At 72.0% G+C, this 18,316-nt stretch carries 13 protein-coding genes, 1 tRNA gene and 2 pseudogenes; 8 read left to right on the top strand and 8 right to left on the bottom strand.

Annotated features, from left to right (window positions below; genetic code table 11):
- Together ACL02U_RS18585 and ACL02U_RS18590 are read left to right on the top strand one after the other, a co-directional pair.
- Window positions 1–280, top strand: a 280-nt coding sequence (locus ACL02U_RS18585; RefSeq protein ID WP_412791979.1) for a hypothetical protein, incomplete at its 5' end; no start/stop codon positions are given.
- Between the two features lie 343 nt (window positions 281–623).
- The gene (locus ACL02U_RS18590; RefSeq protein ID WP_412791980.1) at window positions 624–1,535 is read left to right on the top strand and encodes an exonuclease domain-containing protein; all 912 of its coding nucleotides are present in this window, start codon (window positions 624–626) and stop codon (window positions 1,533–1,535) included.
- Between the two features lie 226 nt (window positions 1,536–1,761).
- Here ACL02U_RS18590 and ACL02U_RS18595 read toward each other — a convergent pair.
- Both ACL02U_RS18595 and ACL02U_RS18600 read right to left on the bottom strand, forming a co-directional pair.
- Window positions 1,762–1,985, bottom strand: a pseudogene (locus tag ACL02U_RS18595) (hypothetical protein); the annotation flags it as partial.
- A gap of 47 nt (window positions 1,986–2,032) precedes the next feature.
- A complete protein-coding gene (locus tag ACL02U_RS18600; RefSeq protein ID WP_412791981.1) occupies window positions 2,033–2,545 on the bottom strand; it encodes a hypothetical protein in 513 nt (170 codons plus the stop codon).
- 107 nt (window positions 2,546–2,652) lie between these two features.
- Between ACL02U_RS18600 and ACL02U_RS18605 the strand changes: the two genes are divergently transcribed.
- The 4 genes from ACL02U_RS18605 (at window position 2,653) to ACL02U_RS18620 (ending at window position 7,905) form a co-directional block, all read left to right on the top strand.
- Window positions 2,653–2,745, top strand: a tRNA-Ser gene (locus ACL02U_RS18605).
- Window positions 2,746–2,995: 250 nt separating this feature from the next.
- Complete coding sequence (locus tag ACL02U_RS18610) at window positions 2,996–4,414, top strand: aldehyde dehydrogenase family protein (protein ID WP_412791982.1); 1,419 nt, start codon at window positions 2,996–2,998, stop codon at window positions 4,412–4,414.
- A gap of 173 nt (window positions 4,415–4,587) precedes the next feature.
- Window positions 4,588–6,153 carry a GMC family oxidoreductase gene (locus ACL02U_RS18615; RefSeq protein ID WP_412791983.1) on the top strand — a complete coding sequence of 522 codons (1,566 nt, stop codon included), beginning with the start codon at window positions 4,588–4,590 and terminating at the stop codon, window positions 6,151–6,153.
- Window positions 6,154–6,672: 519 nt separating this feature from the next.
- Window positions 6,673–7,905 (top strand): PucR family transcriptional regulator, encoded by a 1,233-nt coding sequence (locus ACL02U_RS18620; protein ID WP_412791984.1) that lies wholly within the window; start codon window positions 6,673–6,675, stop codon window positions 7,903–7,905.
- 538 nt (window positions 7,906–8,443) lie between these two features.
- On the opposite strand, the gene ACL02U_RS18625 is transcribed toward ACL02U_RS18620, so the two are convergent.
- The 5 genes and pseudogenes from ACL02U_RS18625 to ACL02U_RS18645 all read right to left on the bottom strand — a co-directional run.
- On the bottom strand, window positions 8,444–10,051 hold the full coding sequence (locus ACL02U_RS18625) for a cation acetate symporter (protein ID WP_412791985.1): 1,608 nt from the start codon (window positions 10,049–10,051) through the stop codon (window positions 8,444–8,446).
- Complete coding sequence (locus ACL02U_RS18630) at window positions 10,048–10,704, bottom strand: DUF485 domain-containing protein (protein ID WP_412791986.1); 657 nt, start codon at window positions 10,702–10,704, stop codon at window positions 10,048–10,050. Before ACL02U_RS18630 ends, ACL02U_RS18625 begins: the two co-directional genes overlap by 4 nt.
- Entirely contained in the window at window positions 10,701–11,039 is a 339-nt protein-coding gene (locus tag ACL02U_RS18635) for a hypothetical protein (protein WP_412791987.1), read from the bottom strand. The genes ACL02U_RS18630 and ACL02U_RS18635 overlap by 4 nt, the downstream gene beginning before the upstream one ends.
- 71 nt (window positions 11,040–11,110) lie before the next feature.
- Window positions 11,111–12,799, bottom strand: a complete 1,689-nt coding sequence (locus ACL02U_RS18640) for a long-chain fatty acid--CoA ligase (protein WP_412791988.1) — start codon at window positions 12,797–12,799, stop codon at window positions 11,111–11,113.
- Between the two features lie 304 nt (window positions 12,800–13,103).
- Window positions 13,104–13,412 (bottom strand): annotated as a pseudogene (locus ACL02U_RS18645) (ATP-binding cassette domain-containing protein); the annotation flags it as partial.
- Between the two features lie 227 nt (window positions 13,413–13,639).
- Between ACL02U_RS18645 and ACL02U_RS18650 the strand changes: the two are divergent.
- Together ACL02U_RS18650 and ACL02U_RS18655 are read left to right on the top strand one after the other, a co-directional pair.
- On the top strand, window positions 13,640–14,776 hold the full coding sequence (locus tag ACL02U_RS18650) for a GAF domain-containing protein (protein WP_412791989.1): 1,137 nt from the start codon (window positions 13,640–13,642) through the stop codon (window positions 14,774–14,776).
- The gene (locus ACL02U_RS18655) at window positions 14,761–15,405 is read left to right on the top strand and encodes a response regulator (protein ID WP_412791990.1); all 645 of its coding nucleotides are present in this window, start codon (window positions 14,761–14,763) and stop codon (window positions 15,403–15,405) included. The genes ACL02U_RS18650 and ACL02U_RS18655 overlap by 16 nt, the downstream gene beginning before the upstream one ends.
- A gap of 337 nt (window positions 15,406–15,742) precedes the next feature.
- On the opposite strand, the gene ACL02U_RS18660 is transcribed toward ACL02U_RS18655, so the two are convergent.
- Window positions 15,743–18,253 carry a SpoIIE family protein phosphatase gene (locus ACL02U_RS18660; RefSeq protein WP_412792044.1) on the bottom strand — a complete coding sequence of 837 codons (2,511 nt, stop codon included), beginning with the start codon at window positions 18,251–18,253 and terminating at the stop codon, window positions 15,743–15,745.
- Window positions 18,254–18,316 lie beyond the last annotated feature (63 nt).

The raw sequence follows: 18,316 nt of genomic DNA on the forward strand, positions 1-18,316 counted from the left end.
CCCCAGCCGCAAGGCGAAGGCGCTCCCCCGCAACGCGAAGTTCCGCCCGTCGGTGCACCTTCCGGTACTGGGTGGCGGCGTGCTGGCGACGCTCCTGTGCCTGCCGGTGCTGCTGGTGGCCAAGTCGTCGATGCCGGGACCGCTGGCGTGGCTGCTGTGCGCGCTGGCGGTGGCGGCGTTGCTCACGGGGGTGACGCGCGGCACGAGCGCGATGCTGGACGCGCTGCTGCGGGACACGGAGTGGACGGTGGAGGACGAGGCCGATCCGTCGATCGCCTGACGCGGCAGCCGGACCGGCGCCGCAGGACGCACAGCGGATCTCACTCGGAGTACGCGGTATTCGTGGTCGCGGATCGAGGGGTTGGGGTCCACTGCGCAGTGCGCCCATGTTGTACGGCTATCCCATCGGGTCCGACACGAGGTGGTTGGCCAGCCCTGAATGATCGCAGCTTCCCAAGCTGACGGCTCCGGGGCCGTCTCCGATTCCCCTCGGTCTATTGAGCCGCACACGGTTGTCTGTCGGTCTCCGGTCGAAGTGTCGACCTCCCTGCGGCTGAAAGGTCGTCACCACCCTTGACCGAGAGCGGGCCGACAGCAAATCTGACGCCATGTCCTCTTCGTGGGTGGCCATCGACTTCGAGACCGCGAACGAGCACAGGGGTAGCCCCTGCGCCGTCGGTATGACGAAGGTCGTCGACGGCCGGGTGGACAGTGACTGGGGCACGCTGATCCAGCCGCCCGCCGGTCTGCGCGGGTTCAACCCGTTCAACGTGGCCATTCACGGCATCACGCCCGCCGATGTGGCGGACGCCCCGGGCTGGAGGGCTGTCCTCGCCGACATCGTGGCGTTCGGCGACGGACTCCCACTGGTCGCCCACAACGCCGGGTTCGACATGAGCGTCATACGGGCCGCTTGCGACGCCGAGTCCATGGCATGGCCCGAACTGCGGTACACGTGCTCGCAGGTTGTGGCCCGTCGCACGTGGAAGTTGCTCTCTTACAGCCTCCCCTACTGCGCGGATGCCGCCGGAGTCACCTTCACCAACCACCATGACGCACGTGCGGACGCCACAGCTGCCGCCGAGATCATGCTTGCAGCGATGCGTTCCGCCGAGGCCACCTCGCTCGACCGCCTGCTCGATGGTCACCGGATCCGTTGGGGCTGGATGACACCGGCGGGCGGGTGGCTGGGCAGCCACTACAGAGGCCACAACGCAGGTTCACGCAAACCTCTCCCCGGTGCCGACCTCGACGCCGATCCGGACGGCGCTCTGTACGGGGCTTTGGTGTGCTTGACCGGGAAGCTGAACTCCATGACCCGGGACGAGGCGTTCCACAGGCTCGCCGGGGTCGGCGCACAACCGGCCGAGAACGTCACCAAGAGGACCGACGTCCTCGTGTCCGCCTCCCCGGCAGGGCTCAGGCCCGGCAACTCGCTGAGCGGCAAGGCCAAGAGGGCCCAGGCACTGCTGGAATCCGGGCAGGACATCGAGGTCATCGATGAGGACGAGTTTCTTCGGCGCCTGAACAGCTGACGTATCCGTCCTGGGACGGAGTGCGGCACACCGCGCATCCAGGCCGTCGAGGCGAACGACGGGCGGGTTCGGGGGCGTCCGCCGGTCGTGGCTGCCGATGTGGTCGCCCGATTCGGGTTCCGGGCCGCTGTCGGGTCTGGTCGGGATTCGGATACGACTGTGGCCCTGGAACGGCTCCGGGCGGTGCTGTCCGAACTGGGAGTCGCGGACTGCGCGGCGTTGAACGTCAGTGAATGATCGAGCCGCCGTCCTTGCTCGTCCGCCCCCATCGGATGCCGATGCGGGCGCGCTCTCGACGCTGGGCGGCAAGGACGTCGGGGTGGCGGGCGTTGGCGTTGCGCCAGCGGAGACAGGCGTGGGGGCCCGGGTCCGTGTGGTGTGGTTGCGGTGGTTGGAGTTGGCGATCGTGAACTGTCACAACGGCCCGGAGTGGGCCTCGATCGGGTTGGCCCCAGGCCGCATAGCCCGTGTCCAAGAGTCCGGGTCAGGGCCCAGGGTTAGTCAGACACGCCCAGGTCCTCACGCATGATCCGGCGCATGGCGGTCAGTGCGGGTTCTGCGGCCTTCAGGTCGATGAGTGCCTGATCCGCGTTCTCTCCTTCCCGAGCCAGACCCCGATCAATGCGCTTGGCAGTGGCGTCGATCGCCGCCAGGACGATGTTCAACTCGCGAGATGCCCTGAGTACCGCTTCAGGGACGATCATCTGAGCTTCGGCGTAGCGATCCCGGTAGTCCCGCCGCGCCTCCTCGACCTGGGCGCGGTCGTCGTCGGTGTAGACACCGTCCCGCATGCGATGGAGGGCGTCTTTCAGCATGGTGTGGAAGTGACGGGACGCGCGGTTCATGGCGCTGTACGCAGCGCGCCGTTCCTCAAAGACCCGTCTTCCCTCCTCAGCCTGTCTCTCTTCCGCCCGCTGGCGCTTCGTCGTCCAAGTCGCGATCACAGGCGCCAGGAGCGTGCCGAGCACTCCGACGACGGCAGTGACCATGGCGGCGGTCGTGGCACCCATGCGCGCGACCCTAGCGGCTGGCCGCTTTCGCTGCCCCGGGAACGGCCCGCTGACGTCCATGCCTGACGTCAACGACACCAGACGAGGACGCACGCAAGCGTCTCCGTGCGGCTGGGAAGACGGTCAGCATCACCGAGCCCACGGACTCCGGATCGAACTCCTGAAGCGGGTGTCGCAGGTTCGAATCCTGCCGAGCCGCCGTCTCTGACCAGCGCGTTCACCCTCAAGGGGGAGGCGCGCTGTTCATCGTGGCCATGGCATTGACGAGGAATGGCTTCCGTGTCCCGGACCGAGCGCGCCACACCGTGACCGGCACCGCACACGCCCGCACAGCAGTGCACATGCACAAACGGACGGGCGGATCCGGGGTCGCCGCTCCATCGACCCCGCGATGAGCCCACGCCCACACTGCCGGGACACAGCGTCGACGTCGACCAAGGAGAACGGCTCATGACGGCGTACACCAAGCACTTCATAGGCGGCGAATGGGTCCCGGCCGGGAGCACCGAGGTGATCGAGGTCGTCAATCCGGCCGACGAGAAGGTGATCGGGTCGATACCGGCGGGCGTCCCGCAGGACGTGGACCGGGCGGTGCGCGCCGCGACCCGCGCCTTCGAGGAGTGGTCGCAGGCTTCCCCGGAGTACCGCGCCGACTACCTGCGTCGGATCCACCGGGCGCTGGAGGCCAGGGCCGAGGAGATCGCGCGTCTGGTGGCGCGTGAGGTCGGCACCCCGGTGCAGGAGAGCCGTGTGCTGCAGTCGGGGCTGCCGGTCTTCACCTTCGAGCAGGCGGCCGGGCTGGCGGCCGGCTACGACTTCGGTCCCGAGGAGATCGGCAACTCCCATGTCGTACGGGAGCCCGTCGGCGTGGTCGGCTGCATCACGCCGTGGAACTTCCCGCTGCACCAGGTGTCGCTGAAGGTGGCGCTCGCGCTGGCCGCCGGATGCACTGTCGTGCTCAAGCCCTCGGAGGTCGCCCCGCTGTCCGCGTTGCTGCTGGCGGAGGTCGCCGAGTCCGTGGGCCTGCCCGCCGGTGTGTTCAACGTCGTCACGGGATACGGACCGGTCGTCGGTGAGGCGCTGGTCTCCCACCCCGACGTGGCGATGGTGTCGTTCACGGGTTCGACGCGCGCCGGGCGCCGGGTGGCCGCGCTCGCGGCGGAGACGGTGAAGAAGGTGGCGCTCGAGCTGGGCGGCAAGTCTCCCAACATCATCCTGGAGGACGCCGACCTGGAGACCGCGGTCACCGACGGTGTCGCCAAGTGCTTCCTGAACTCGGGGCAGACCTGCATCGCGCTCACCCGCCTGATCGTGCCGCGTGAGAAGCTCGCCGAGGCCGGCCGGATCGCCGCCGAGGTGGCGAGCGGCTACCGCGTGGGCGACCCGCTCGACGAGGAGACGCAGATCGGTCCGATGGTCTCCGACGTCCAGGTCAAGCGGGTGCGCGACTACATCACGGCCGGTGTCGCCGAGGGTGCCACGCTGCTGACGGGCGGTTGCGACACGCCGCAGGAGGGACCCGGGTACTTCGTCGCGCCGACCGTCTTCACCGATGTCAGCAACGACATGACCATCGCCCGCGAGGAGATCTTCGGGCCGGTACTGTCGATCATCCCCTTCGACACCGAGGAGGAGGCCGTCGCCATCGCCAATGACACCCCGTACGGCCTGGCCGGCGGTGTCTGGTCCGGCGACCCCGAGCGCGCGCGGGCCGTCGCACGCCGGATCCGGGCCGGGATGGTCGACGTGAACGGCGGGGCCTTCAACCCGCTGGCCCCCTTCGGCGGCTACAAGCAGTCAGGGGTGGGGCGCGAGGCCGGGCGCCTGGGCTTCGAGGAGTTCCTGGAGACCAAGGCCATCCAGCTCTGACACGGGCGCCGGCCGGACACGGCCGGGCACGACGGGCCACCGGCCGCGCACCGGCCGGGACCTGCCCCGGCGCCTGTCGCCTCCGGCATCCGCAGAGAACCCGCCCAGCCCCTGTCGGGCACCGGCCCCTGCACCATCGGTGGTCGTGGGCGGCCACCGAGAGAGGACGCACAATGTACGACTACATCATCGTGGGTGCGGGATCCGCCGGCTGTGTACTCGCCGCCCGGCTCAGTGAGGATCCGGACACCCGCGTACTGCTCGTCGAGGCCGGCCCGGCCGACGATGCGCAGGAAATCCACATCCCGGCGGCGTTCGGCAAACTCTTCCGCAGCAAGTACGACTGGGACTACCTCACCGAACCCGAGCCCGGCCTGGAGGACCGCCGCCGCTATCTGCCCCGCGGCCGGATGCTCGGCGGGTCCTCCTCGATGAACGCCATGATCTACATCCGCGGCAGTCGCCTCGACTACGACGCCTGGGCCGCCGCCGGGGCCAAGGGCTGGGGCTGGGGCGACGTCCTTCCGTACTTCCTGCGCTCCGAGGACCACCATGCCGGCGCCTCCGCCTGGCACTCCGCCGGCGGTCCGCTCCCGGTGAACCCCGGACGCTCCCGCAATCCCCTGATCGACGCCTTCGTGGCGGCGGCCCAGGAGGCCGGGCACCCGTTCAACCCCGACTTCAACGGCCCGAGCCAGGAGGGCGTGGGCTACTACGAGCTGACCCAGCGGGACGGCCGGCGGTGCAGTACGGCCGCCGCCTATCTGCGTCCCGCCATGGAACGGCCGAACCTGGAGGTGCTGACAGGGGCGCAGTGCAGCCGGATCCTCTTCGACGGCCGCGAGGCCACGGGCATCGAGGTCGACCACGGCGGCACCACCGAGGAGTTGCGCTGCGACCGCGAGGTCGTCCTCTCCGCGGGTGCCTACAACTCCCCCCAGCTCCTCATGCTCTCCGGGATCGGTCCCACCGACGAGCTCGCGGCCCATGGCATCGCGCCCCTCGCCGACCTGCCGGTGGGCGAGAACCTCCAGGACCACCCGCACCTGTCGATCGTCCACCTCACGGACACCGAGGGCCTGTTCACCGCGGAGACCGCCGAGAACGCGGCACTCCTGGTCTCGGAGGGCCGCGGTCCGCTCACCTCGAACGTCGGCGAAGGCGGCGGCTTCTTCCGCACCGCGGAAGGGCTCGACGCACCGGACGTACAGATCCACGCCGTGCCCGCCATGTTCCACCAGGAGGGCCTCGGTGCCATCACGGATCACGGTTTCCACATGGGCGCGGTCCTGCTCACGCCCACCAGCCGCGGAAAGGTGACACTGCGCTCGGCCCTGCCCAGCGCCAAGCCCCGGATCCTGCACAACTACCTGGCCACCGAGGAGGACCAGGCGACAGCGGTACGCGCACTGCGGCTGCTGCTCGACATCGCCGGACGGCCCGCCCTGCGCGCCCACCACCGGGCGGACTTCGTCGTGCCGGACTCGGACAGCGATGCCGGTCTCCTCGCCTACGCACGGCAGGTGCTGCAGACCCTGTACCACCCCACCAGCACCTGCGCCATCGGCCCGGTGGTCGACCACGAGCTGCGGGTGCACGGCGTGGCGGGGCTCCGGGTGGCCGATGCCTCGGTGATGCCGTCCGTCGTGCGGGGCAACACCAACGCCGCGACGATCATGATCGCGGAGCGAGCGGCCGATCTGATCCGCGGGACGGCGGACGTGGCGACCGGGGTCTAGACAGGTCGGGCCGAGTCCACTGCGGTTCGGCAGCGACCTGAGGGAGCGCGGGGCCGTGTCGCTGTGCGGCCGTGTCGCTGTGCGGCCGTGTCGCTGTGCGGCCGTGTCGCTGTGCGGCCGTGTCGCTGTGCGGCCGTGTCGCGATGGGGGTCTCCCGCTCGAGCGAAGCCGAGAGTGGGGGAGCGACCGGCCACGACGGTGCCGCAGACGATCGACGGCCGCATCGCGGCTCCTCGCATCGCGGCCCCTCGCATCGCGGCCCCTCGGAGGAGCCGCACGTCGACACGGCCGGCGGAGCGCCTGGGCAGGTCCGGGCGCTGCCGTACGGGTCGGTGCGGGGGCCCACGGATCAGGTCGGCCCCCGGTACGCGCGGTGGCGTGTACCGGGGGCCGGCGCCCTCTCGCCACAGTCGCCACGCGGGACTAGTCTGCCCACACGGCCCGGTCGTGACCGGGCGACGGCCCCTCGGGGCGGGAGCCCGCACGGGCGGTCCCGCTCACCTCGCTGCGGGAGCCCGCATGACTCTCACCTCACACGAGAAGGGCGTAAGCCAGGACAACGGCGTACGCCACCTCACCAATGTGCTGTTGCCGGGGATCGACCGGTACGCGGACCGCCTCGCCGACCGGATTCCGGTCGAGGAGGACGCCTACCGCGACCACTGGCACGTCGGCCACGACCAGCTGCGCAGGGCCTGCGCGGACAATCTGCACGCCATGATCACCCAGCTGGGCCGGGACACCCTCGACCTGCGCGTGCCGCGCGACACCGGCCGCTTCAAGGCGGAACACGGTGTTCCGCTGTCGGCGGTCACCCACGCGTACCGGGTCGCCGGGCGGTTCCTGTGGGAGTGCGTCCTCGCCGAGGCGGGCGACACGGTGCCCCGGGAGATCCCGCACGCCGCCACCGCGGTCTGGACGGTCAGCGACGCCTTCACGGACGCCGTGGCGGAGGCGTACCGCGAGGCCATGGCGGAAAGGGCGCACGGGGACCGGCAGGTCAGGAGCCTGCTACTGGCCGCGCTGCTCGACGGCAGGCTGGAAGAGGGCACACACCTGTGGGAGTGCGCGGACGCGCTGCGGCTGCCGCAGCGCGGGGTCTTCGCGGTGGTCAGCATGGAGGCCGCCGACGCGGCCGGGGCACCGACGCGCGACGAGGCACGCCACGACGTGGAGTGCGCGCTGCGCGCGATGGACATCTCGTCGGTCTGGAGGGTGGAGGACGGGGCCGAGGTGGGGCTGCTCTCCCTGCGGTCCTCGCGACGGCTCTCCCGGACCGTCGAACTGCTCCGTCTGCGCGGGGCGGGGCGGGTGGGGGTGAGCGCCCTCTTCCATGGCCTGGAGCACGCGCCGACCGCCTTCCGTCAGGCGCGGCTCGCCTGTGCCTGTGCCGAGCCGGGCACGCGCGAGGTCGCCTCCTACGGCGACTCGCCGGTCCGGCTGATGGTCGTGAGCGCCCCCGACTCGGCCGAGCACGCCGTTCGGCAGGTGCTGAGCCCGGTGCTGGAGCTCCCGGCGCACGAGAGGGACATACTGCTTCAGACGCTGGCCCAGTGGTTCGCCTCCGGCGGGTCCGCGGCCGAGACGGCCAATCGGATGTACTGCCACCGCAACACGGTGGCCTACCGATTGCGGCGGGTGCAGGAGCTCACCGGGCGTTCGCCGGCCGACCCGGTCGGCGCGAGCGAGATCCACCTGGCCCTGGAGGCACACCGCCTGCTCGCGGGCCTCCCTCGCTCCGGCACGACGTGACCGTGGCACCGGCAGCACCCGCTCCGCGGTGCCTCATCCCCGCTCCGGTCCCGCCGCCGGACGGACCAGTCGTCCGCCCGGGGCTTCCTCTCCCCCCTGAGGCACCACGCACAAGGCGGGTGACGCATGAGACGCCGGTGGCCCGGCGAGGGGGACCGCGCCGGTGCGCCTCCGCCGCCCGCGGGGGTCGCGTCGCAGGCAACGGGTGACCGTTGCCCGGCCTGTCACGTGCCGTGCGCGGGGCACCACACCGGAGCCGTTCGACCGTCCGAAACCGAACACACAGGCGGCACGGGCCCGGACGGCGGACGCCGGACGCCGGACGCCTGACGCACACGCGGCGTTGCAGTGGCAGAGCGTGCCGGGCGGCGATGGCGGGACAGGCCCGTCCGAGCCGCGCGGCCGACCTGCCCCGTCCCTCGTCTGTCGCGCACAGGTGGGCAACTTGACGGTCGTCGCTCGTGCTGCGCCCGGGGGCACCTGTCGTGGCGGCCGCCCGGCGGTTCCTGGGCGCCCGGCCGGCCGCGGAACCCGGTGACTACCCCGGGTTCGTCTCCGTTGCGGCGGCCCCCACGTCGGCGAGAACCCGGACTTCCGTCTCCGCGTACGGCGCCCCGCCCGGTTCCCGGGAGTCGAGAAGTGATCCCAGCCAGCCCAGCAGGAAGCCGAGCGGGATGGAGACCACGGCGGGATTGCCGAGCGGGAAGACGGCGAAGTCCCGGTCGGGGAGCAGGGCTGTCGGACTTCCCGACAGGGCCGGGGAGAGCAGCACCAGTACCACCGAGGAAAGCAGCCCCCCGCAGACGCTCCACAGCGCACCCTTGCTGGTGAAGCCCTTCCAGTACAGGTTGTACAGCAGTGCCGGCAGGATCGCGGACCCGGCGATGGCGAAGGCCAGGCCCACCAGGAACGAGATGTTCTGACCCTGGGCGTACAGCGACAGGCCGGTCGCGGTGACGCCCACCAGCAGCACTCCGCCCTTGGCGACGAGGAGTTCGCTCCTCTCCGACGCCCTGCCGCGCATCAGCCCCATTTGGTAGAGGTCGTGCGCCAGTGCGGTCGACGCGGTCAGGACCAGCCCGGCGACCACGGCCAGGATCGTGATGAAGGCGACGCACGAAATGAGCGTGATGAGGAACGCCCCGCCGAGGAACTCGGCCAGCAGCAGCACCGCGGAGTTGCCTGTCGCGCTGTCGGCGGCGATGGCGTCCCGGCCGACCAGCGCCACCGCGCCGAAGCCCAGGACCGCGGCCAGCAGACAGAAGACCAGCGTCAGCCAGGCCGCGATGGTCACCGACACGCGTGCCTCGCGCGCCGTGCGCACCGCGCCCAGCCGCATCAGCAGGTGCGGCAGGCCGGCCGCACCGAGGACCACCGCCAGTTGCAGGCTCAGCGAGTCGAGTCTTCCGACGCGGTCATCCCCGTAGCGCACGCCCGGCTGGAGGAAGGCGTCGGAGAGTCCGCTGTGGGCCGCGGCCCGGTCCAGCAGCCCCGCGGGGTTCCAGCCGACCTCCGTCATGACCCGAATCGCGAGGTAGCCCCCGCCCCCCAGCAGCAGGACCGCCTTGATCACCTGGACCATGGTCGTGGCCCGCATACCACCGATCACCACGTAGATGATCATCAGGATGCCGAGCGAGCCGACCATGATCTGCCGGCTCCCCGTTCCGTCCAGGCCGAGGATCGGCGCCGCCAGCGATCCGGCGCCCACCAGTTGCGCGATCACGTACACCAGGCAGATGACGAGGGTGGCGAGTCCCGCGGCCAGGTGCACGGCCCGCGGGCGCAGCCGCCGCGCGAGGCTGTCGCCGATGGTGTAGCGCCCGGTGCTGCGGTACGGCTCCGCGATCAGCAACAGGATCACGATCCAGGCGACGATCGGGCCCAGGAAGTAGGCGATTCCGTCGTAGCCCGTCAGCGCGAGCACACCGGGCGAACCGAGCAGGGTCGCGGCCGACATGTAGTCGCCGAACAGGGCGAAGCCGTTCCGCGTCGAGGTGAGAAGGCCGTCGCCGACGTAGAAGTCACCCGGCGTGGCCCGGTCCATGGTGACCCAGATGGCGAGGAAGAGCGCGCAGCACACGAAGGCCGCGAAGACGACGAGCACGGGGAAGCCGGAGTCGGCCGGTTGGACGGCAGCGGTCATCGGGTGTTCCCCCACTCTTCCAGTTCGTCCAGCCGGGCCCTCACACGCGCGCTGTCCGGGTCGATGGATGTCCTGGCGTGGCGCCCGTACCACCACACCGCCCAGCCGGTGGTGGCGCACTGGAGCAGGCTCAGCGCCAGGCCGATGTTCAGCGGCCCCGCGAGGTGTACGGCCATGAAGTCGCGCGCCTCGCCCGCCAGCACGCCGCTCAGCAGGAACAGTGCGACGAGGGCGCCGGCGACGGTGAGGACCGGGCGCCCGCGGGCCTCCCGGAGCCGCGACAGGGCCGGGTCGTCCTGGAGCTGCTCGAGGGGGGACGGGAACGGCGTGCGGCGGACGGCCCGTTCCCACGGCGGGAACGACGGAGACGGCGCCGGCTCGGCCCAGGAGCCGGGGTCAGGGGACGGGTGGGGCCCGGCGCCGGCTCCGGGGCCCGGGGGGTGGACACCATGGGCGGGTCCCGGGCCGGCGGGGCCCGGCGCCTGCGGCGGATGGGGTCCGCTCCACCGGTCGGCCGGCCACGACGGGCCGCCGCGGGCGGGCCGCGGCGGCCCACCCGCCCGCGGCACACCGGACCCGCCCGGCGCGCCCCAGGGGCCGAACCCGTGCCGGGGATCGGGTTCCCGTGCCGGAGGTGTCGGGGCCGGGCTCATGACGCCCCTCTGATCGGCGCGGGGCGGCCACCGGCCGGGACTGCGGCGCCGATGCGGCGAGCGCCACCGGCCCACTCGCGGGCCGGCTCCCGTGCCGTGCGAAGGGCCCGGCTCCGCCGCGCCTCGCACCGGTCCCGGTCTCGCGTCAGCTCCGTGTGCAGGGCGTCGGAGTACTGGCGGTCCACGGCGTACGTACCGCCGAGGGCCGCGACGGTGTCGGTGACGGCCTGGCGAAGCTCAGCGTCGGAGTACAGGTACTCGTGGTCGAGCCGGCTCAGGTACAGGGCCGAGGTCGGATGGGGATCCCGGTGCGGGGGCGGGGTGATGCGGCTCATGGACCGTCCTATCGGGTGATGGTTCGTCGGGAAGCCGTCGAGGAGCGGGGTGCACCGGGGTGTTCCCCGGCTCAGTCGATGACGTCGACGGCCAGCTCCCCTGCCGCGTAGCTCTTGCGCAGCGCCTTCTTGTCGAACTTGCCGACCGAGGTCTTGGGCACCTCCGCGACCGAGGCCCAGCGCTCGGGCAACTGCCATGGGGCGACCTTCCCGGCGAGGAAGCCGCGTAGTTCCCCGTGTGCGGCGGTGCTGCCGTCCCTGAGCACCACCGCGGCCAGCGGCCGCTCGCCCCACTTGTCGTCGGGGACACCGACCACGCAGGCCTCGGCCACCGCGGGGTGCGCCATGAGGTGGTTCTCCAGCTCAACGGAGGAGATCCACTCGCCGCCGGACTTGATGACGTCCTTGACCCGGTCGGTGAGGGTGAGGAAGCCGTCCGCCGTGATGGTGCCGACGTCACCGGTGCGCAGCCAGCCGTCGTGGAACTTCTCCGGGTCGTCGTCGAGGTGGTAGGAGCCGGTGATCCACGGGCCGCGCACCTCCAGTTCCCCGACGCTGCGCCCGTCCCAGGGCAGGACGGCGCCGTCCTGGCCGATCAGCCGGGCCTCGACGGGGGCCGGGAACCTGCCCTGGCTGAGGCGGTAGCGCCAGGCGTCCTCACCCTGGGTGCCCTCGGGTTCGCGGGCCAGGGCACCGAGCGGGGAGATCTCGGTCATGCCCCACGCGTGCAGCAGCCTGATGCCGAACTCCTCCTCATAGGTGCGCATCAGGGAGGGCGGGCAGGAGGAGCCGCCGACGACGGCCTCGCGGAGGCTGGAGATGTCCGCGTCCCGGTGCTGCTGGACATGGCCGGCGAGCCCCTGCCACACCGTGGGCACGCCCGCTCCCTTGTTGGGGCGGGAGGCGGCGATGAACGCGGCGAGAGGCGCGGGGGCGAGGTAGCGGTCCGGCATGGCGAGCGAGGCGCCGGTGAGGAACGCGGCATAGGGCAGGCCCCAGGCCTGGGCGTGGAACTGCGGGACGATGACGAGCAGCCGGTCCGCGGCCGAGATGTTCATCAGGTCGGGCAGGCTGATGCCCAGTGAGTGCAGGTAGAGCGAACGGTGGCTGTAGACGACGCCCTTGGGGTTGCCCGTGGTGCCGGATGTGTAGCACATGCCGGCCGCCTGGTTCTCGTCCACGTCCGGCCAGTCGTAGGTCCCGGGCCGGTCCTCCAGCAGTCGCGCGTAGTCGTGGACGCTCACCCCGGGGGCCTCGGGCGGGGCCTCGGCGCCCGCCGGCTGCCTGTTGACGATGACGTGCCGCACGGTGCGCATCTCGGGCAGCAGCGCCGCGAAGACCGGCAGCAGGGAGCTGTCGACGATGACGACGGTGTCCTCGGCGTGGTCGGCGATGTAGGTGATCTGCTCGGGGAAGAGGCGGATGTTCAGGGGGTGGATCACGGCGCCCATGGCGGGCACGGCCAGGTAGGCCTCCAGGTGCTCCTGGTTGTTCCACATGAAGGTGGCGACCCGGTCGCCCGGCCCCACGCCGAGGCCGGCCAGCGCGTGGGCGAGCCGGGCGGCGTTGCGGCCCACCTCGGCGTACGTGGCCGTCCTGGTGCCCGCGTCGGTGGCGGTGATCACCTCACTGCCGCTGTGCAGGGTCGTGCCGTGCTCCAGCAGCCGGCGGACCAGCAGCGGCCTGGGCTGCATGGTGCTGGGCAAGTGGGTGGCACTGGGCGCGGGTTTGGCGCCGGGCAAGGAAGTGGTGCTGGACATTCGGTGTGATTCCTTCGGTAGTGACGGGCCCTCAGCCGTGCTGGTAGGTGGCACCGGGCTCGGAGGTGAAAGGCTCCTCGACGACCTTCGCGCCGCCCTCGGTCTCGGCGTCCGGCTTGAGGAGGTACGTCTCGCGCGCGGGGATCCGCCCCGAGTCGCCGAAGTCCGGCGGTGCGACGAGGCCGCCGGTGTCCACCCGGGACATGTTCTTCAGGGCCGCGAGAAGGCCCTTCCTGGTGAGGTCCTCGTTCTCGCAGGCGGTCTCGAGGATCTTGGCCGTGATCCCGCCCTGGGCGTAGCCGTACGGGGCCGGCCCCGGCGAGGGCTCGTCGACGAGCAGCAGCCGCGGGCGGGCCGTCAGAGCCCGACCGACGGCGAGCGTCTGCTGCTGTCCTCCCGCGAGGAGGCCGGCCCGCTGGTCACGCCGCTCGCGGCGCAGCGGGAAGAGGTCGCGCACGCGGTCGGCCGCCGCAGCGCGGCATGCCCGGTCCTTCACGGCGAAACCGCCCGCCCGCAGGTTCTCGGCCACGGTGAGCCCGGTGAACACGCGGCGTCCCTCGGGCACGAGCACCACCCCGTCGCCGGCGAGCACGGCACCGCCGTAGCGCACTTTCAGATTGCATACCGGGAGCATCCGGCCTCCGTCGTTCCAGCGCCTGGGTGGCCCTGGGCGTGATCCTGGGTTTCGGGGACGGCTCCGGGTAGCTCCAGGAGGAGGTATTCCTTCGGAGGTCTCCATTCGGAGATGGCAAGGGCCGCGGGGGCGGGCCAGGATGTGCGCACTCGTGCGGAGCAGTCCGCTTCTGGTCCGCCGGGCGGGAGGCACCTACGATGGCTGACGTGCCAGACAGCAGGCGGACTCGGCCGATGCCGAACACGCTGTTCGAGCTGACCGAGGGATACAGCCAGATCCTCGCACTGCTCGACCGCTCCGTCGCCATGCGCCGGATCGTGGACGAGGTTCCGGACCTCACGGGCGTGGACGTGGCCTGGGTGGGTGAGCCGGACGGCGAGGACCGGCTGGTGCTCGGGCACACGGTGAACGCGCGCACGCCCGCCGTCGACGGTCTCGTCGTTCCGACCGGGTGCGGGCTCGGCGGGCAGGTGATGCTGCGGCGGTCTCCGCTGTGGGTCAGTGACTACCGCCGCTCCGACACCATCACCCACCACTTCAACGCCCAGGCGGAGACCGAGGGCCTGGGCGCGATGATCGCGGTTCCCGTGATCCACGAGGGCCGGCTGCTCGGTGTGTTGTACGGCTCCAACAGGGAGACCTGCCCGTTCGGCGACCGGACGGCAGAGTCCCTTCAGAAGGCGGCCAGCCGGGCCGCGGCGGCCGCAGTCGTCGCCGAGCGGGCCCGCCACGCGGCGGAGACCGCCGTGCACGAGGAGCGGCGCAGGCTGGCGCTGGAGTTGCACGACACGGTGGGGGCCATGCTCTTCTCCCTCGGGGCCGGTATCCGCGCGCTGGCCGGCCAGTTGCCCACCGGGGACGCGGTGCAGGCACGCCTCACCGAACTGGAGGAGCAGGCGGTACACGCCGCCGCGGCGCTGCGGGTGTCGCTGCACGCGCTGCACGCACCGCCGGAGGAGGTCGCCCTCGGCGTCGCGCTGCGCGGCCACTGCCGGGCGTTCCAGGAGCGCACCGGGGTCATTGCCCGGCTCCTCGTCGTCACTGAGGTGCCCGGCCTCCCGTCGGCCAGGCTCAGGGCGCTGACCGACGCGGTGCGTGAGGCACTGCTGAACGTGGAGAAGCACGCGCGGGCCCGCTCTGTGGTGGTGAGCGTCTTCACGCACTCCGCGGGGGTCTGCGTGACCATCGCCGACGACGGTGTGGGCCTGCCCCCGGGCGACCCGCCGCCGGGCGGGCTCGGCCTGGCCGCCATGGCCGAGCGCCTGGGGCGGGTGGGCGGCGAGGCGCGGGTGGGCCGCAACGAGGACGGCGGCGTGAGTGTCCAGGCATGGGTACCGACGTGACCGGACCGGATGTACGCGTACTGGTCGTGGACGACCATCCGATCGTCCGCGACGGCGTAGCCATGGCGCTGGGCAACGCATCCTGGATCACGGTGTCGGGATACGCGTGTTCCGGGCGGGAGGCGATCAGTGAGGTCGAACGGCTGAGGCCGGACGTCGTACTCCTCGATCTGCGGCTGCCCGACATGCTTGCTCCTGAGGTGATCAGGGAGCTGCGCACCCATGTCCCCGGCGTCAAGATCGTGATCTTCACCGCGTACCCGGAGCACGCGGCCCTGGAGGAGGCGCTCGGGGCGGGGGCGCATGCCGTCGTCATCAAGGACGCCCAGCGGTCCGATCTTGTGGACGTCGTGCGACGGGTCAACGCCGGGGAACTGGTGTTCCGCACCAGTCCCGCCCATCTCCTCGGCGTGCTGCTGAACCGGCGGCTCAAGGAGAGCGGGCTGACGCGCCGCGAGTACGAGATCCTGCGCAGGGTGGCGATGGGCGAGACGAACCCGGAGATCGCCGACGTGCTGGGGCTCACCCGGAACACGGTCAAGACGTATCTGCAGCGGACGCTGGAGAAGCTGGGCGCTCGCAACCGCGTGGAGGCACTGGCCCGTGCCAGCGAACGCGGCATTCTCTGAGCGGGACGGCCGGGCTCCGGGGCCCGTGCGCCGGAGGAGCGCGCCGCGCGCTCGGGTGGACGGGTAGACCCGTGCCCACGACCACGACGCGACCGGACGTGTGACGACCGGCTGCACGCCGAGCACTGCACCGGGCCCGGGCTGCGGCTCCGGTACGCAGACGCAGGCGACCCAGGCGCCCGACAGCGGGATCACGTCGAACCGGTCGCCGCCCAGTCCTGCCCGGGCCCGGGCAAGCGGGTGTCGCAGGGCCGAATCCTGCCGTGCCGTGCGAGTGGCGCGCCGCCCATATCCGTTGCCGTGCCGGCGCTGACCCCGGTCGCGCGGTCGGGCACCGTCAGAAGGCCCCGTTCTGGATGCCGATCTCCGCCCAGATCGCCTTGCCGCCGGCCATGTGGCGGGTGCCCCAGCGTTCGGCGAACTGGGCGACGAGGAGCAGGCCGCGCCCGCCTTCGTCGAGCATGCGCGCTCGCCTCAGGTGCGGGGCGGTGCTGCTGCCGTCGAAGACCTCGCAGATGAGCACGGTGTCGTGGATCAGGCGGAGCCGGATGGGAGGGGCGCCGTACCGGATCGCGTTGGTGACGAGTTCGCTCACCACCAGCTCGGCGGTGAAGTCCACCTCGCTCAGCCCCCAGTCCGCGAGCCGGCGGGAGACCTTGTCCCTGGCGTCGGCGACGGCGGCCGGGTCGGAGGGCAGGTCCCAGGTGGCGACCTGTTCCGCGTCGAAGGCCCGGGTGCGGGCGATGAGCAGGGCGACGTCGTCCGACGGCTGCGCGGGGAGCAGGCTCCGGATCAGGTCGTCGCAGGTGGCCTCCGGCGAGCGGGTGGACCGCTCCAGGTGGCGGCGCAGCAGCGCCATGCCCCGGCCGAGGTCGTGTTCGGGGACCTCGACGAGACCGTCCGTGTAGAGCACGAGGCCGGTGCCTCGGGGCACCTCCCATTCGATCGCCTCGAAAGGCAGCCCGCCCACTCCGAGCGGCGGCCCGGCGGGGAGGTCGACGAACTCGGCCTTCCCGTCCGGCGTGACCACGGCGGGCGGGGGGTGGCCCGCGCCGGCGGCGGAGCACCGGCGTGTGACCGGGTCGTAGACCAGGTACAGGCAGGTGGCGATGAGATCGGTGACGATCTCCATCTCGGGGTCCGCAGCCGCGTCCTCCTCCGTCCTGAGGTGGGTGACCAGGTCGTCGAGGTGGACGAGGAGTTCCTCGGGGGGCAGGTCGACGTCCGCGAGGGTGCGCACGGCGGTCCGCAGCCGCCCCATCGTGGCGGAGGCGCGCAGGCCGTGGCCGACCACGTCTCCGACGACCAGGGCCACTCGGGCGCCGGACAGCGGGATCACGTCGAACCAGTCGCCGCCCAGTCCTGCCCGGGACCGGGCCGGAAGGTAGCGGAAGGCGACCTCCACGGCCGCCTGGGCGGCGAGCCGCTGCGGCAGCAGGCTTCGCTGCAGGGCGAGGGCGGTGGTCCGCTCGCGGGTGAAGCGGCGGGCGTTGTCCACGGCCACTGCGGCACGGGCGGCGATCTCCTCGGCGAGGAGCAGGTCGTCCTCGTCGAAGGACTCCCGGCGTCGGTGGCGGACGAGCACGGCCACGCCGAGCGTGATGCCGCGGGCGCGCAGCGGGACGACCATGATCGAGTGCATCCCGAAGTCGCGGACCTTCCGCGCCCGCTCGGGGTCGGCGACCTGCCAGCTCTCGATGGCCTCGTCCAGGGTGCGGTGCAGCGACGACCGCCCCGTGGTCAGGCAGCGGGCGGGGGGTGAGGACTCCGGGTAGCGGTCCACCTCGCCGGGGTGGATCACCCCCTCGGGGGTGCCGGGGAGGACGGACCGCTGTGCGGCGCGGCGCAGCGCGACGGAGCCCGTGGCGGAGGGGCCGGGCTCGACGCCGCGGAACAGTTCGTCCGACAGGTCGATGCTGATGAAGTCGGCGAGCCGCCCGACAGCCATGTCGGCCATCTCCTGTGCCGTGTGCATCACGTCGAGGGTGCTGCCCACCTGGGCGCTGACGTCGTTCAGCAGTGCGAGCCGCTCCCGGGCCCGGTGCTGTTCGGTGACGTCGAGCGCGATGAGTTCCACGTGTCGCACCCGCCCCGCCGGGTTCCTCAGCGGGGACACGGACACCGCCCAGTGCCTCTCGTGCGATCCGTGCCGCGGCCGGCCGCGGATCTGGAACCGTTCCGGTTCTCCCGTCTCGAACACCCGGCGCATGCCCTCCTCGACGGTGGTGCAGACGTGGGGAGGCAGGATGTCGATGACGCGCCGGCCCCGCAGCTGGTCCTCCGTGAGGCCCAGCTCGCGGGTCGCGCCGACGCTGCCGCGCTGGGCCCGCAACTCGGCGTCGAAGATCATCAGGGGCAGGTGGCACTGTGCGAAGGCTTCCTCCGTCGTCGCCTCGTCCTCGCGCGGGCGCGGCTCCCGGTGCAGACGCGGCCGCCGAGGCGATTCGGCCACGACGAGCCACTGCGCGTTGCCCTCCTGGTCGAGCGACGCGTAGGCCCGCAGAGCGGCTTCCAGGCGGCGGCCGTCCCGGCGCCTCAGCAGGACTGGCCCGCCGAGGCGTCCCTCGAGGACAGCGGCGGGATCCGCCGTGTCGTCGGACATGGCCTCGGCGTTCCCGTCGAGCAGGCGGACCGCCGGGAGCCCTATGGCGTCCCGGTGGCGGTATCCGAGCAGCCGCTCGGCGTCGGGGCTCCACCCCGTCACGACTCCCCGGGCGTCGATGACCGCCGTGGCCGAGGTGACGTCGTCGGGGAAGGGGTCGGGGCCGGGGTCGGGGTCGGGGCCCGGTACGGAGTCTGGGCCCGGCAAGGGGTCGGGGGTGTGTCCGGGGGAGCCAGTGTTGTCCATGTTCATTCATCGCCCCTCCTGCCGCGTACCCTCGGGTCCTGGGGGACTCAGCAGAGACCGCAG

It is taken from the genome of Streptomyces sp. MS06, assembly GCF_047200655.1.
Lineage (GTDB): Bacteria > Actinomycetota > Actinomycetes > Streptomycetales > Streptomycetaceae > Streptomyces.